The organism is Chitinophaga barathri (assembly GCF_003807585.1).
In the GTDB taxonomy this organism is placed as follows: domain Bacteria; phylum Bacteroidota; class Bacteroidia; order Chitinophagales; family Chitinophagaceae; genus Chitinophaga; species Chitinophaga barathri.
Map to the genome: position 1 here is coordinate 25695 of NZ_RMBX01000023.1, position 18720 is coordinate 44414.

General features: G+C 55.1%; 3 protein-coding genes. All 3 read left to right on the forward strand.

Annotated features, from left to right (window positions below; all coding sequences use genetic code 11):
- Positions 1 to 856: 856 nt before the first annotated feature.
- The 3 genes from EG028_RS27505 to EG028_RS27515 are packed head-to-tail and all read left to right on the forward strand — an operon-like array spanning position 857 to position 18542.
- Positions 857 to 16504 (forward strand): Ig-like domain-containing protein, encoded by a 15648-nt coding sequence (locus EG028_RS27505; RefSeq protein WP_162946654.1) that lies wholly within the window; start codon positions 857 to 859, stop codon positions 16502 to 16504.
- A gap of 3 nt (positions 16505 to 16507) precedes the next feature.
- Positions 16508 to 17434: a PorP/SprF family type IX secretion system membrane protein gene (locus tag EG028_RS27510; protein ID WP_120519501.1), complete on the forward strand. Its 927-nt coding sequence runs from the start codon at positions 16508 to 16510 to the stop codon at positions 17432 to 17434.
- 19 nt (positions 17435 to 17453) lie between these two features.
- Positions 17454 to 18542 (forward strand): TolB family protein, encoded by a 1089-nt coding sequence (locus EG028_RS27515; protein ID WP_120519502.1) that lies wholly within the window; start codon positions 17454 to 17456, stop codon positions 18540 to 18542.
- Positions 18543 to 18720 lie beyond the last annotated feature (178 nt).

Genomic DNA, 18720 nt, shown 5'->3' on the forward strand with positions numbered 1-18720 from the left:
CCCGCGGAGGGCGGGAAAAAAAGACGTATGCATACGCCGGTCCGGCCGGGCAATACGATGCCTCAGCGCATGACAGCGCGGTGTTTTACCGTCTTTTAAAAACTAATGGAACAGGCGGCCACAGCTGGTCTGCGGCGCATGGACGTAAAGGGCTATCAGGCCCGACATCGGTGACATCTAATGTGGTTGGTAGGCATTTCCTTCAATTTAAAATAATTGAATGCCGGTATGCAATGTCTTCAGGATAGTTGTTGGTTGGTTATGGAACTATCGTCACTGTGTTCACCTGCGGGTGCAAATACCGGATTTGGACGGAACAAAGATAATATATAAAATCAATTATCCTACAAAATTTGTAGACTAATAGATTGTTACCATATTGGGAGGAAGAGAAAGATGTTTAAACAACATATTTGGCTGTTACGGTTGTTTCCCGGAGGCCGTTTTGCTACTGTTGTTTCCGTAAAAAATATCCGCGCGCTTTAAACATTCCACAAACAATTCTGTTAGAGAAAATACAGTAACCGGATATACTATTAAGTTATGATTTGCATTTCAGCCCGGCAAATCTTACCACCATGATACAACAAGAGAGAATACAGTAACCATATGCTATTAAGTTATGATTTGCATCTCCGCCAGGCAAATCATATCACCTTGATGCAACTTTCAGCCTAGAGGAACCAGTTTTTAGACCCGATACGCCTATATGACCACTATTTACCACTATGTTGCCCGGCATATTGATTCAATGTCGTATGCCTTTATTATTATTTGTATCGTCTTCTTATTCCCCCTGCGCTCGCATGCTGAAGGTAGCAAGGAACTTGCCGCCAGGGGAGGATACCGTGCTTTTATGAATAGCACCTCTGCCGTAGGGACCGTCAATATTTTCCCGACGCTCGGCACTATGAAGGTGTATGTGAACGTGGGGGAACGCGTCTATCTCGGTTCCAGCGCGCAGGGCATCGGCAACGGCACCATCAGGGTAAGGCTTCCGAATGGCACTACTTTCACCACCGGGAGCAGCACAATAGTCGGCAGGATCGTGAACCGCACACAGGAGATCAACGGCCCGAATGTGACCACTGGTGTGGGGTTGGGCTATAATGCTTTTATCCGTACTGTCGCGGCGGGTGAAGCAGGTGTATGGGAGGTGGATTTTGTGCCACCTAACGTGAACAGTGTCACGAGTCCCACCCCGGTACTGGCAAGCGCGGCATGGACACAGCCAAGCACCACCTTCGTGACGGCTTTTGATATTTCTGTGTACCGTACGAACAATACGTTCGCCACCGGACGGGTGTTCACCAATATTTTTACGGCGAACATGGGGAATTACCAATATGGTTTCAACGGTCTTTTTAATGTGCTCACCAAAGATGGTTATCAATATACGGTGGATAATAACGGTCAGACCGGCTTCGGTTTTTCTTTCTTCGCCAACAACAAAGGTGCCCGTACGGCCGCCGGTGATCCGCTTTACCAGAGTGTAAACGATCTTTCCAATATCGACGTGCAGGACCCCCGTGCTATTGATAACGGGACGGACGTTACACACAAACTCTTTTTTAATACTCCTTCTACAGACCTTCCCGCCAGCGCACCTTCCGTGAGAGGCACGGAATGGCTGCTGACCACATCGCCTGCGATCAATATCAGCAATATCGGTTTTGTAGGTGCAGAAGGCAGCACACGTGCCGGTACGAACCCGCTGGGCGGATATGTCACGTTTAATGCGGGCATTGCCGCCAACTTCGCAATAGACCTGGATCTTAACCAGAACGGCGTCTATACGGATGCGGTGGACCGCAGGCTGACCGGCTCCGCTGTGGCGGGGGCCAACCGTGTATACTGGGACGGGAAGTATGGAGACGGCACCAATTTACCGGCCAGTGCGGCCGGGCTTTCCGTCAATGTAAAAGGACAGCTCTTTGGCGGGGAGGTGCATTTCCCTTTTATAGACGTGGAAAACAACGTGAACGGTATTATCATCAACCGCATTGGCGGCGGGAACGACCTGGTGAACTGGGATGACACGCCCATCACTGTGACCGGCACGCCATCGAACCCACGTAAGGCCACCGATCAGTCCAGCACAACAAACGGCCACAAGTGGGGCTCTACTTCATACGGCTCCGCGGACTTTGGCGATGAAGTACTGCTGGACACATGGGCATACGTGATCAGTGCGCCTCAAACGCTTGGCACGACTGTTATTTTCAGGCAGGCAGACCTGGAAACCGTAAGCATTACACCGGGGCAGGCCGCTTATTGCATTGGCCAGCAGGCAAGCTTTGCCGTGAGAGTAAAAAACAACGGGCCTTCGGCAGTGGATTCGGTGAAGTTCCGTTTCGTATATCCGGCCGAGTTAACCGGCGTTTCGGTCTCAAGTGCTGCTACAACAGGTACCAGTACTGTATCCGGCGGCACCATTACCGGCAGCCAGTACGATGCCCGCCTGGCGATGGCCAATGGCGCGGAAGTGACGTTTACGATCACTGGCACTGTTTCGGCGGTACCTTCCTCCGGCACCCTGCCCGTTACCGCCAGCATGTTGCGTACTATTGACTTTACCGATCCTGACGCTACGAACCCTGACGGTAATCCGCCAGTAGATCCTTTGGCGGAATGTAACGCCGCGCCCTCCGGTGCGGGTTGTAATAATATCAAAACATTGGCGCCGGTAGTGAGCCCGTTGCCCACCACCGCGAACGCAGGCGCGCCGCAAACTCTTTGTGCCGCCACTACCGTAACCCTTGCAGGAAATACACCCGCCACGGGCGCCGGTGTATGGACGAAGGTCAGCGGCCCGGGCACGCAGGTGATCACCACTCCTTCAAGCCCCGGCACCACTGTTACAGGCCTGGCCACCGGCACTTATATTTTCCGCTGGACCATCAGCAACGGCAGTTGTACAGCCAGTACCAGCGATGTGACCATTACCGTGCTCGCCGCATTGGCGGGCAACACCATCACAGCACCCGCGGCGGCTACGTTCTGCGGCAGCGGCGATGCGGCTGTCATCACGGGTAGCACGCCAACCGGTGGCACTGGCACTTATACCTATCAATGGCAAAGCTCAACCGACAACACGACATTTACTAACATCACCGGAGCAACCTCGGCAGGCTCCGATCCGCCAGCCGCCACGGTTACCACATACTACAGGAGATTGGCCACATCCGGCGCCTGCGCCACCGCTTCCGTAAGTAATGTGGTCACTGTCACCATACAACCGGCTATTACCAACAATACCATCACCGCGCCTGCTACAACGGTATTCTGCGAGGTAAGCGACGCGGCGGTGATCGGTGGCGCCACGCCCGCGGGCGGTACCGGCACATTCACCTACCAGTGGCAGAGCAGCCTGGACAACTCCGCCTGGTCTGACCTGGCAGGGTCCACCGCAGCTACTTACGATCCCGTGCGGGTAGGCGCCACGGTGTACTACCGCAGGCTGGTCACCTCCGGCGCCTGCGCCACGGCTTCTGTCAGCAATGTAGTGACCATTACAGTGAACCCTGCTATTACCGCGGGCGTAGTGGCTTCCAGCCAGTCCTTCTGTGCCAGCGGCAATCCGGATGCCTTTACAGAAACCACGGCACCTACCGGCGGCACAGGAACATATACTTACCAATGGCAAAGCTCTGCTACCAGTACCAGCAGCGGCTTTACGGATATCGCAACGGCCACTGCCGCTACATATGACGCACCGTTATTAACGCAAACCACCTACTACCGCCGCATTACGCGCTCCGGCAACTGTACTGAAGCCATCGGTAATGTGCTGACGGTTACCGTCAACCCCCTGCTTACAGCGGGAACCATCGGCGCCGGGCAGACCTTCTGTGCCGGCGGGGACCCCGCGCCGTTCACACAGTTGACGCCCGCCACAGGTGGCAATGGTACTTACAGTTACCAGTGGCAAAGCTCCACAACTTCCGCCAGTGCCGGATTTGCGGATATGGCCAATGCTACCGGCGTAACCTTTGATGCGCCTGCTATTACACAATCCACCTGGTACAGGAGGATAGTCCGTTCCGACAACTGCCCGGAAGTGATCTCGAACGTGGTGAATGTGAACGTGGATCCCGGTCTTGCCGGCAATACTATCTCAGCGGATCAGTCCATCTGCTCCGGCTCTGCGCCGGCCGGGCTTGCCGGTACCGCTCCTTCGGGCGGTAATGGAACGTATATCTATTTGTGGGAAAGCAGTACTACGGGCACAGGCGGTTTTGCGCCCGCACCGGGAACGAACAATACCGCAAACTATACGCCCGCGGCTTTAACACAATCCACCATCTACCGCAGGACAGTCTCTTCGGACGGATGTGCCAGCCTGGGCAGCAACATCGTACAGGTATCCGTTACAGCCGCCGCGCCCGCTGCCAGTGCAGGCCCGGACCAGGGCCCGCTGAATACAAACGCTGTAACCCTTGCAGCGAATGTTTCCGGCTCGGGAGCAGGCGTATGGACTGAAACAAGTGCCCCTTCTTCCGGCAATATTGTGAACAGCACACAGCCCAATACCGCCGTTACCGGTCTTGTGGTACCCGGTACTTATATATACCGCTGGACCATCAGCAACACGCCCTGCCCGGCTACTTTCGATGAAGTGAATATCATCATCAATGCACCTCCGGTGGCAGGAAACGATAACGCCACCACAACGGAAGACAACCCGGTTACTATTACCGTACTGGCGAATGACACCGATGCGGACGGCACCATCACCGTTAGCGAACTGATCGGTCCGCTGGCCAATGGCACACTGGTGCTGAACCCCGACAATACGGTCACCTATACCCCGCGCCCTGATTTCTTCGGCACGGATATGTTCACCTATCTCATCAGGGACAACCTGAACACTGCTTCCAATACTGCCACTGTAACCGTTACTGTACAGCCTGTGAACGATGTGCCGGTAGCGGGCAATGACAACATCAACGTTGCGGAAGATGTAACGGTAAACCTGCCCCCACCCGGCATCCTGGACAACGATCGCGATGCGGACGGCGGCCAGCTGGCAGCCAGCATCATTTCCACTACCACAAACGGGACGCTGACGCTCAACTCGGACGGTTCACTGCAATACACCCCCCGGCCGGACTTCACCGGCACAGACCAGTTTACCTACCGCGTTTGCGACGCGACCGGTCTTTGCGACACTGCCACGGCAACCTTCAATGTAGGCAATGTGAACGATACGCCGGTGGGCAACAATGATACTTACACCATCACGGAAGACGGCGTGCTGAACATTGCCGGCCCTGGCGTGCTTACAAACGATACGGATGCGGACGGTGATGCGCTCACGGCAAACCTGGTGACCGGCCCCGCACACGGTATCCTCGTGCTGCAACCCAACGGTTCATTCCGGTATGTGCCTGAAGCGGATTACAACGGGCCGGACAGCTTTACATACAATGCCTGTGATGCGAGCGGAAGTTGTGAAATTGCAACCGTTACCATTAATGTAACGGGGGTGAATGATTTCCCGCTGGCTACGAACGATTTTTATAATGTCAATGAAGATCAGCCGCTGACAGTGACCGCGCCGGGCCTCCTGTTCAACGATACAGACCTGGACGGCAATACGCTTACCGCAACTGTGGTGACGCCCCCGGCCAATGGTACACTGACGCTGAACTCCGACGGGTCCTTCACGTATACGCCCAACGCCAACTTCAATGGCGTTGAACTGATTTCTTACCGCGTGTGCGACAACGGTACGCCTTCGCTTTGCGACACCGCTACCCTAAGCATCACTGTAAGCCCTGTGAACGACCGCCCTGTAGCCGGCGACGATACTTACACAACAACGGAAGATACTCCGCTGAGCGCCACCGCTCCCGGTGTGCTGGCAAACGATACGGACATAGACAGCGATGCCTTTACGGTCAGCCTCATCACGAGCCCGGCCAATGGCAACGTGACGCTGAATGCAAACGGCAGCTTCGTTTATACGCCCAATGCACAGTTTAACGGCGCGGATAGTTATACATACCGTATCTGCGATGCCAGCGGCGGATGCGACACTGCTACCGTAAATATTTCGGTAACGGCCGTCAACGACCGGCCGGTGTCGCTGGATGAAAGTTATACCACAGCAGAAGATGCGGTGCTGACGATTCCCGCGCCCGGCCTGCTTATCAACGACCGCGACGCGGATGGTGATCCGCTTACGGCATCGCTCGTAACCGGCCCGGCGAGCGGCACGCTCACACTGAATCCGAATGGAAGCTTTACCTATACGCCCGCCCCGGATTTTACCGGTACGGATATTTTCTCTTACAGCACCTGCGATAATGGAACGCCTTCGTTGTGCGATACCGCGTTTGTGACCATTTCCGTCACTCCTGCGAACGATGCGCCCGCCGCGGCAGATGATGCCTATACACTGGCGGAAGATACGCCGCTGAACGTACCCGCCCGCGGTGTGCTCACGAACGATACGGATATTGATAACGACGGCCTGAATGCCAGTGTGGTCACCGGCCCGCAGAACGGTACGGTGCAGCTGAATGCGGACGGCAGTTTTATCTATACCCCCAACAGGGATTTTAATGGCACAGATAGTTATACCTACCGTGTATGCGACATCAGCGGCGCCTGCGATACCGCGACCGTCACTCTCACCATCACAGCGGTGAATGATGCGCCGGTGGCTGGCCCCGCGAATTATTCCGGTGTTGAAGACAGCCCGCTTTCCGTGCCCGCGCCCGGCGTATTGTTCAACGATACGGACCCGGATGGCGATCCGCTCACCGCCAGCCTGGTGACGCCGCCAGCCAGCGGTACGCTGGTGCTGAATGCCGACGGTTCATTTGTATTCACACCCGCACCTGATTTCAACGGTACAACCAGCTTCACATACAGGGTCTGCGATCCTTCCGGCGCCTGTGATACTACTACGGCCGTGATCACTATTGATAACGTGAACGACGCACCGGTGGCCGGGAACGATGCCTACACACTGGCTGAAGACGGAACGCTGAATATAACACCACCCGGCCTGCTGGCCAACGATACGGATACAGACGGTAACCCGCTCACAGCTTCAGTTATCACGCAGCCGCTGCATGGCACGCTCACCGTTGGCCCGCAGGGGGACTTCATTTACACGCCGGTGGCAAATTACAACGGCCCGGATGCATTCACCTACCGTGTCTGCGACAACCAGGGTGGCTGTGATACCGGCACGGTAAATATTACGGTATCCGCAGTGAACGATAAACCGCTGGCCGTAAATGATGAATACAATACCACGGAAGACCAGCCGCTGACCGTCGCGGCGCCCGGCCCGCTGTTCAACGATTCGGACATAGACGGCAATCCGCTGGTGGCCGCCCTGGTGACAGCGCCGGTGCATGGAACAGTAGTGTTTAATGTGGATGGGAATTTCATTTACACGCCCAATGCAAATTTCAATGGCGTGGACAGCCTCATATACCAGGTATGCGATGGCAGCAATGTATGCGATACCGCGACTGTCGTTATCAATGTAGCAGCCGGATCCGACGCTCCCATAGCGGCAGATGACAACTTTACAACGGGTGAGGACCTGCCGCTGACTATTGCCTCTCCCGGCCTGCTCGGCAACGATACGGACGCGGATGGAGATCAGCTGTCTGCCACAATATACAGGCAACCGGAGCAGGGCACCCTCACACTGAATGCCAACGGCAGCTTTACTTATACGCCCAATCCGGATTACAACGGGCCGGATTATTTTATTTACCAGGTATGCGACAATTCCGTGCCGTCCCTCTGTGATACCGGCCGTGTAAATCTTACGGTGAGCGCGGTGAATGATGCGCCCAGACCGGTGGATGACAACTACACCGTAGAGGAAGATAAAGTACTCACCGTGCCTGCTACCGGTATATTGCTGAACGATGTAGAGCCGGATGGCCAGGCCATTACCGCCGCTTTGGTGACCGCTCCCGTTCACGGCGCCGTTACCCTCAATGCCAATGGCAGCTTTACCTATACGCCCGATCCAAATTTTAATGGGATAGACAGCCTTTCCTATTCCGCCTGCGACCCCGGAGGCAACTGTGCAAATGCGCTTGTAAGGATAGTCGTGACACCGGCCAATGACGTGCCTGCACCGGTTGCGGATGCGTATACGCTGAATGAGGATGAGCCATTGACCCTTACCGCGGCCCAGCTGCTGGTAAACGACCTGGATCCTGACGGTGACCAGCTGCAGGTATCTGTTTCCGCTCAGCCCGCCAATGGCAGGCTTACTGCCAACGGGGACGGTACATTCACCTATGTGCCGAACCTCAATTTCAATGGTACGGATCAGTTCATTTACTCCGCCTGCGATCCGCAGGGCAGCTGCGCCACCGCGGTGGTAACGCTCACCGTCACCGCGGTGAACGATACCCTGATGGCGAGAGACGATGAGTTTAAAACACCGGAAGATGTGCCCATTACGATCCAGTTCAGCCGTCTTACAGATAATGACACGGATGTGGAGAATGAACCTTTCACCGTATCGCTGCTCCCCGCAATGGGACCGCAAACAGGCACTATCAGCGCGATCACGGCGGATGGATTTAACTATACGCCGGGACAGGACGTGCTTACCCTGGATTCCTTCTACTACCGGATCTGCGAGCCGGGCGGGCTTTGTGATACCGCCAAAATATATATCCGCATCGATGCGCTGAATGATGCGCCGGTGGCTGTAAATGATACCTATTCGCTGGATGAGGACGGGCGCCTGGTGATTGCCGGGCCCGGCGTATTACAGAACGATACGGACGCGGATGACGCCATCCTGACTTCAAACCTCTTGACCGGCGCTGCCAATGGCGTGTTGACGCTGAATGCGGACGGTTCTTTTGAATACCAGCCAAACCTCAACTTTAACGGAACAGACCAGTTCACTTACAACGTGTGTGATGGTACAGGGGCCTGCGCACCAGCCACCGTTACCATTACCGTGAACCCGGTGAATGATAAACCGTCGGCCGTGAATGAAACATTTACTACGGGAGAGGAAGCGCCGCTGAATGGAAATGTGCTGACCAATGACAGTGACCTGGACGGTGATAATTTCACCGCCGTGATGGCGATGGAACCCGGTTTTGGTACGGTAGTGCTAAACCCGGACGGTACATTCACCTACACGCCGAATACGGACTTCAACGGCACGGATGTATTCACCTACCGGGTGTGTGACAACGGCACGCCGCAGCTCTGTGATACCGGGACTGTTATAATCACCGTAACGGAGGCAAACGATGCGCCGGAAGTAAACAACGAATCTTATACGCTCGAAGAAGATTCCATACTGAATGTGCCGGGCCAGGGCGTACTCGGAAACGACAGGGATGTGGATGGCCAGGTGGTAGCCTCCGTTGTGACGGCGCCCACAAGAGGCACATTGGAAATGAACCTGGATGGTTCTTTCCGCTACCGCCCGAATCAGCATTTCAACGGCGTTGACAGCTTTACCTACAACGTGTGCGATGCCTCAGGCCTCTGTGTGCCCGCCAAAACATATCTCACTATCACCGAAGTGAATGACCGGCCTGTGGCAGTGGATGACACCATCAACCTGAATGAGGAACAAACCGTTGTCCTCGATCCGAACAACCCGGCGTTTATCCTCGTAAACGATTCCGACCCGGACGGGGACCCGCTCACTGCCACACCGATCGGCACGCTGGCCCATGGCACCCTCACGCCGAATCCCGATGGCACGTATAACTATACGCCCGATCCGGATTACAGCGGCTCCGACTTTATTTATTACCAGGTGTGCGACAACCGTGGGCTTTGTGATACCGGCTTCGTCACCATCAACCTCGTGAATGTAAACGACTCGCCGGTGGCGCGCGCGGACAGCTTTGCGATAAATGAAGACAGCCCGCTGTCCGTACCCGCGGTTACCGGCGTGCTGGCAAATGATACGGACCCCGATGGCGAAGCCATTGTGTCTACCTTGCAAACACCCGCCAATGGAAGGCTCACGCTCCGCTCCAATGGTTCTTTCGAATATATTCCGAACCTGAACTTCAGCGGGGAAGACACCTTCACCTACCAGGCCTGCGACGCCGGCGGATTATGCTCCACGGCAGTGGTGAAGATCATCATCGCCCCGGTGAATGACCCGCCGGTAGGAGTGGACGATGAATTTACAAGGGCGGAAGATACCGTGATCACCTTCCCGCCGTCCGTTGCGCTGATAAATGATACAGACCCGGATGGGAATGTATTGACCGGCCGCCCCATTGGCAGCCTCACCAAAGGCAGCTTTACGGCTAATCCTGACGGTACATATACTTACCGGCCCGCACTGAACTTCAACGGCGTGGATAGTATTGAATACCAGGTATGCGACCCGTCAGGCCTTTGTGATACGGCCATCATCCGCCTCACCATTGTGCCCAGGAACGATGCGCCTGAAACGCACCCGGCTACGTACTCCACGCCGGAAGACCAGCCGCTGGTACTGCCGCCGCCGGGCATCCTGGCGAACGATGCCGATGCGGACGGAGATGATATTTCCGCCAGCATCCTGACGCCGGTAAAACACGGTACCGTGATCGTGCGGCCGGACGGCAGCCTTAGTTACACGCCCAATAAAGATTTTAATGGGCTGGACAGCCTGACGTACACCGCTTGCGACCTCTCCGGTACCTGCGATACGAACGTGATCTACATCAACGTTTCCGCGGTGAACGATCCGCCTGTGGCTGTGGGTCTTAACTTTGTGATGAATGAAGACGCCGTGCTGAACACTGCCGCCCCGGGTGCGTTGCTGAACGACACTGATCCCGATGGTGACGCGCTGGCGGCTACATTGGTGACACCGCCGGCAAATGGCACACTGACGCTGAATGCGGATGGCAGTTTCACTTATGAGCCTAATGATAACTTTAACGGCCAGGACCAGTTCACTTACCGCGCCTGCGACGGCCAATACTGCGATGAAGCAACCGTCTTCATTGATGTGCTGCCCGCTGCGGATGCGCCCCTGGCGGTGAATGACACCGTTGCACTGACGGAGGACAGCCTGTTCGTCTCCGCAGCCGGTGTGCTGGCAAATGACGTGAATACAGACGGCAGCCCGCTGAACATCACGGTGGTGACGCCGCCCATCAAAGGCCAGCTGGCGCTGAACGGCAGCGGTGGCATACAATACCGTCCGAACCTCAATGCCAATGGTGCTGACAGTGCGGTTTACCGCATCTGCGACGCAGCGAACAACTGCAGCGATGCAAAAATCTACTTCAATATCGCCGCGGTGAACGACCGGCCGGTGGGCGTGGATGATTACTTCACCCGTACGGAAGATACCGTGATCACTTTCTCGCCGGCAGTGGCGCTGATCAATGATGCTGATCCGGATGGGGATGTACTCACAGGAGAGCCGATCGGTTTCCTCACCAAAGGTACTTTTGTACGCAACCCGGATGGCACTTATACCTACAGGCCACTGAGGAATTTCCATGGCGTGGATAGTATTGCCTACCGCCTGTGCGACCCGTCCGGCCTCTGCGACACCGCCGTGATCCACGTAACGCTTTTGCCGGTGAACGATAAGCCGCTGGCAGTGGACGATGCGCATACCACAAACGAAGACCAGGCGCTCTCCGTACTGTCTCCCGGCATGCTGGTAAACGACAGCGACGTGGATGTGGACGATGTACTGAATGCTTCCGTGCTGAACGGCCCGTATCATGGCTCGCTGATCATTAACCGTGATAATTCCTTTACATACCAGCCGTCACCTGATTATTTCGGACTGGATTCGTTCACCTACATCATCGCTGATCCTGGCGGGCTGAGAGATACAGCAGTGGCCATGATTACAATCAACTCGATGAACGATGCGCCCGTAGCCCTGGACGATGCTTATTTCCTGAAAGAAGGAGAAACCGTAAATGGGAACCTGCTGGTGAATGACAACGATCCGGATAGTAACGCCATCAGCGCACTGGTAGTGCAGGCGCCGGCAAACGGTTCGCTTGGCCTGAACCCGGACGGCACATTTACCTATACGCCGAACGCGGGCTTTAGCGGCACGGATTCAGCCCTGTACAGCATCTGCGACAACGGAACGCCGTCGTTGTGCGATTCCGCGAGAGTTAGTTTTATTGTCGCGGAGAACATGAAACCGCTGGCTGTGGATGATGCTTATACGGTGGCGGAAGATGTTCCGCTGAATGTGGCCGCACCCGCCATGCTGGCGAATGATAGCGATCCTGAAGGTCGCCCGCTGACTGTGGCAGTTGAGCGTCAGCCCGCGCATGGTGTATTTACTTTACAAGCCGGCAATGCCTTCGGGTATGTGCCTGCTTCTGACTTCTTTGGTTTGGATACGGTGGTGTATGTGGTGACCGATGCGGGAGGCCTGAAGGATACTGCGCTTATCGTCATCAATGTATCGGCTGTGAACGATCCGCCGATGGCCGCAGCGGATACGGCGATGGCAAATGAAAATACGCCGGTGAGCGATAATGTGCTGACCAATGATACGGACATTGAAGGGGATAGGCTTACCGCCAGCCTTGTAACGGCTCCGGTGAACGGTACGGTGGTGCTCAATGCGGACGGTTCCTTCACCTATACACCGAATACGGGCTACGTTGGCCTGGATTCGCTGATCTACCAGGTGTGTGATAACGGAACGCCTTCGTTCTGCGATACGGCCACCCTGATCTTAACAACGCTGGCTGTAAACAGCAAACCGGTGGCAACGGACGATGCATATACGATCAGTGAAGACGGCGTGTTGAATATATCCGCTCCGGGCCTGGCCGGAAATGATTCCGATACGAATGGCGATACGCTGACGCTGGCGATCCTCACGCCCGCCAGGAATGGCGTGCTTACGCTGGGCCTGGATAGCAGCTTCAGTTATACGCCCGCGTCGGACTTCTTCGGGATGGACACGGCTTATTATACGATCACGGATGGGGGAGGCCTGATGGATACCGCGATGGTGGTATTTACCGTGACAGCCGTGAACGACTCACCAGTAGCGGCGGCTGATTCTGTTACAACAGATGAAGGCACCCCGGTGAGCGGTAATGTACTGACCAACGATACGGACATAGAAGGCAATGGTCTTACCGCCAGTCTCGTGACTGCACCGGTGAATGGCACCGTAGTCCTGAATGCGGACGGCTCCTTCACCTATACACCGAGCGCTGGTTACAACGGCCTGGATTCATTGATCTACCAGGTATGTGACAACGGCACGCCTTCACTCTGCGATACGGCTACCCTGTACATGACTACGGCAGCCGTGAATGAGAAACCAATTGCAGTGAACGATGCTTACACTATTCCCGAAGATGGTACATTGAATGTGCCCGCTCCCGGCTTGTTCGGCAATGATTCCGACCCTGACGGCGATACGCTGACAGCCAGGATACTCACTCCGGCAAGAAACGGCGTGCTTACACTGGGCCTGGATAGCAGCTTCAGTTATGTACCCGCACCGGGCTTCTTCGGTAATGACACGGCGTATTACATCATTACAGATGGCAGCGGCCTGATGGATACAGCGATGATAGTGTTCACGGTAACAGCTGTGAATGACTCACCGGTAGCGGTAGCGGATTCTGTCACAACAGATGAAGACACCCCGGTAAGCGGCAATGTGCAGGTCAATGACACAGATGTTGATAGTGACACACTTCGTGTAAGTCTTGTAACGGCGCCGGTGAATGGCACCGTGGTATTGAACGCAGACGGGTCATTTACGTATACGCCAGATGCAGGCTTCAATGGCCTGGATTCGCTGATCTACCAGCTATGCGACAATGCAACACCGTCGCTCTGCGACACCGCTACCCTGTACATGACCACAGCAGCCGTGAATGAGAAACCAATTGCGGTGAACGATGCCTACACTGTTCCAGAAGACGGCACACTGAATGTGCCCGCTCCCGGCTTGTTCGGCAATGATTCCGACCCTGACGGCGATACGCTGACAGCAAGAATCCTCACACCGGCAAGTAACGGCGTGCTTACCCTGGGTCTGGATAGTACATTCAGTTACGTACCCGCACCGGACTTCTTCGGTAATGACACGGCGTATTACATCATTACAGATGGCAGCGGCCTGTCGGATACTGCGATGATAGTGTTCACGGTAACAGCTGTGAATGATTCACCAGTGGCGGCGACTGATTCTGTCGCAACAGATGAAGGCACCCTGGTAAGCGGTAATGTACTGACCAATGATACGGACATAGAAGGCAACAGTCTTACCGCCAGTCTCGTGACTGCACCGGTGAATGGCACCGTAGTCCTGAATGCGGACGGCTCCTTCACCTATACACCGAGCGCTGGTTACAACGGCCTGGATTCATTGATCTACCAGGTATGTGACAACGGCACGCCTTCGCGCTGCGATACGGCTACCCTGTACATGACTACGGCAGCCGTGAATGAGAAACCAATTTCGGTGAACGATGTTTACACTGTTTCAGAAGATGGTACATTGAATGTGCCCGCTCCCGGCTTGTTTGGCAATGATTCCGACCCTGACGGCAATACGCTGACGGCAAGAATCCTTACACCGGCAAGAAACGGCGTGCTTACGCTGGGCCTGGATAGTACATTCAGTTACGTACCCGCACCGGGCTTCTTCGGCAACGATACGGCATATTATATCATCACAGATCCGGGCGGCCTGTCGGATACAGCGATGATAGTGTTCACCGTTACCAGCGTGAATGATGCTCCTGTGGCCACAGACGATGCATTTACCTCTACGGACAATGTACCGGCAACAGGCAACCTGCTTACCAACGACAGCGATCCCGATGGCGATACCTTCATCGCTTCCGTGGTAACAGTCCCGGCCAACGGTACCTTCATCCTGAACCCGGACGGCAGCTTTACTTACACGCCCGCCAATGGCTTCAGCGGCACGGATTCCGCCACTTACAGGATCTGCGACAGCGGCACACCATCCCGTTGTGATACAGCCAAAGTAAGGTTCACGGTTACAATAGGAAATATCAAACCGGTGGCGGTAGACGATACCGTTACGGTTACATCCGGTGCCACCGTCACGCACGAAGCGCTCCGCAACGACCGTGACGACAACGGCAACACGCTCACCGCCAGCATCATCCGGCAGCCGCAGCACGGCACGCTCGGGTTTACGCCGGCGGGCAAGGTAACCTATACTGCCGATGCGGACTACACCGGAGCTGATACTATCATTTACCGCCTGTGCGATGATGGTACACCGCCGCTTTGCGATACAGGGTATATTTATATCAGCATCACCGCCGCGCCTGAAAACCCGGCTGCGGGGCTGGCTAAGGCCGCTGACGCACCGGTATTGCAACCGGACGGCAGTTACCTGCAAACCTTCGTATTCACCCTGCGCAACACCGGCAATGCCGACATGAAGAATGTAATGACAGGAGATGATCTTCGCGGGGTATTCCCGTCGCCGGTTACTTACACCGTGGAAAACATCACCGCCAGCGGCACGCTGATCGCGAACACCGCTTACAATGGCACCGGCGACACCGCCCTGCTCCAAAATCTGAGCACGCTGGATGTTGGCCGCCAGGATTCTATCACACTCACGCTGAGGGTGAACGCAAACGGCAGTTTCGGGCCGTTCACGAACTCGGCTACCCTGCAGGCGCAGAGCATAAGGGACAACATTCCGGTGACGGATGCGTCCAATGAAGGCCGCGATCCGGCCACCGCGGGCAGCCGCGCCACCAGCTTCAGCTTTGCGGCGAACCCGCGGATAGGGCTGGCCAAGGCAGTAAGCGACACCAAACTGGAGATCAATGGCAGCTATACATTCACGTACACCTTCTTCCTGCGGAACATGGGTAACACCGCGCTTACGCAGATACGCCTTTCGGACAACCTGCAGGCGGTATTCCCAACCCCGCTGTCGTTCCGCGTGGTGGGAGACATCCTTGCTTCCGGCAACCTTACGCCAAACCCCGGCTTCAACGGTACTACAGACCAGCAACTGCTGATATCCGGCAGCAGCAGGCTTGATCCGGGCAGGCAGGATACCATCCGCATCGTGGTGAATGTATTGCCGAACAAAACATTCGGGACTTACAACAACATGGCGAATGTACTGGCAAGAATAGACGGCACAAACAACGACATCTCCGACGCCTCCATGAACGGCAACCTGACGGACCCTGACGGAAACGGCATACCGGATGAGCAGGCCGCTACGCCGGTGGTGCTGAACCCGACACAGCTGCGTATCCCGCAAGGCTTCTCGCCAAACGGCGATGGCGTCAACGACCGGTTTGTGATCGGCAATGTCGGGAACGACAAGATCAACCTGGAAGTGTACAACCGCTGGGGCAATGTGGTCTTCAAGTCATCCGAATACCGGAACGACTGGGACGGCACCTGCAACCTGGGCCTGCATATCGGGCAGAACCTGCCGGACGGCACTTATTATTACGTAGTCGTGAATATTACCACCGGTGAAAAGTATGTGAACTTCATCACCATAATGCGTTAAACCATGAAAAAGATCATCATCCTCATCCTGGTATTGTGTAAGGGGCAGCTGCTGCTGGCCCAGCAGGAAGCTATGTATACGCAATATATGTTCAACATGCTGGCGGTGAACCCGGCCTATGCCGGCAGCCGCGGCGTACTGAGCGCCACCGCCATGTACCGCAACCAGTGGGTGGGCGTGGAGGGCGCGCCCCGGACCGGCAGCGTTTCTTTCGATATGGCCACGCGCAATAAAAAAGTAGGGCTCGGTATACAGGCATTTAATGACCGGATCGGTATTGTAAAAACCACCGGCTTTTATGCCTCCTATGCTTACCGCATCAATTTCAACGAGCAGGGCTCTTCCCTGGCGATAGGCCTGCAGGGCGGGCTGAGCAATTACAAGGCTGACCTCACCAAGGTAGACCTGATAGATGGCGGGGATCCCGCATTTATGCAAAATATCAACGCCATCATGCCCAGCTTTGGCGCGGGTGTGTTTTATAACACGCCGAAATTTTATGCCGGTTTTTCCGTTCCGAACCTCGTGAAAAGTTACCTGCGCAAAGATCAATACCTGTACAGTACGGAGGTAACGGCCCAAAAGTACCTGCACCTTTTCCTGATGGCCGGTTATGTATTCGATCTGAATGAAAGTCTGAAGCTGAAACCTTCCTTCCTCGTAAAAGCTGTGCGGGGTGCGCCGATAGAGGCGGACGTGAATGTCAACTTCTGGATCAAGGAGATCGTGGGCATTGGTGCATCCTACAGGACCGGCGATGCCATTGCGGGCTTGCTGGAGCTGCAGCTGAGCAACCAGTTCAGGCTGGGATATGCATACGATCACAGCATTTCCAACCTGGTGAAATATAACCAGGGCACGCACGAGATCATGCTGCGGTTCGAGTTCGGATGGGACAAGGGGCAGGTAATATCCCCAAGGTTTTTTTAATCAATACAACCAGGCTTTCATGCGATTATCTGTTATCATATTTTACCTGTTCATCCCAGCAGCCGCCTCAGCGCAGGTCATCGTGCGTGGCTCTGCTGTGCAACCGGCAGCCGCAATAGAAGCAGCCGCTCCACAGGCTGTGGCACCGGATTCCGCACAATGGCAAACGGCTTACCTGAACATGAACTCAGGGTATGACGATTTCTGTCCCGCGGTATTCAACCGCGGCCTCCTGTTCGTAAGCAACCGCGGGCGCACGCGTGTGGCACAATACAGGGATAGTAAAGATCAGTCTCCTTTTTTCACGATCTATTATGTATACGATGTGGCCATGCTGAAGGGTACGCCCGATCCTCAATGGAAAACAGCCGCGCCGGTGCAACCGAAGGCAATTCCCGCCAGCAGCAACGACACGCGCAAGGTGGCCGCCACTAAACCCGCCGCACCGCTGCCGGAGAATGTGGTGATACTGAAAGGGGATCAGCATATCTCATTGTTCAACCAGCAGGTGAACGGCCGGTTCAACGACGGCCCGGTGTCATTTAACCAACGGCAGGATACCATGTACATCACCCGCAACGGCCGCAGCGGTAATAAAAAATCACCGGACAGGCTCCAGATCCATACGTTTATTTACCGTTACGGGGATTGGCTGCCTGCGGGCATTTTCCCTTTTAATTCAAATGAATACTCTACCGGCCACCCTGCCGTTCATCCCAATGGGCATTTGTTGTATTTCGTGTCGGACAGGCCGGGCGGCGTGGGCGGCACGGATATTTATTACACGCAGAAGATAGATTCAGGCTGGTCTGAGCCGCAAAATGCCGGGCAGGTGGTGAATACTCCAGGTAATGAGATGTTCCCTTATTTCGCCCCGGATGGCACTTTATATTTCTCTTCGGATGGGAGAGGAGGGGAAGGCGGGCTGGACCTGTTTTTCGTTCAGCTCTCAGGCAACACGCCTACCGGGGAAGCACGTAATCTTGGCGCGCCCGTTAATTCACCGCAGGACGATTTTGGCATCTGGCTCAATGCGGATGGCAGATCGGGTTATTTCAGCAGCAACCGGTATGGTACGGACGATGTGTTTGAGATGAAGCGTAAATGATCAAGAAGTAAGCGTGTTGAAATAAATGAGGCGGCGTCGTTGTGAAAAAGGTCGTCATCCTATGTTTGTAGTGGCTATAAAATAGGAAGAACTTAGTTTTATGTAAAAAAAACAGAAGAGGAAAAAGGAATCAGATTATTTGTCGTCATTGGTCAAAAGACCGTTCGCAATGCTAATC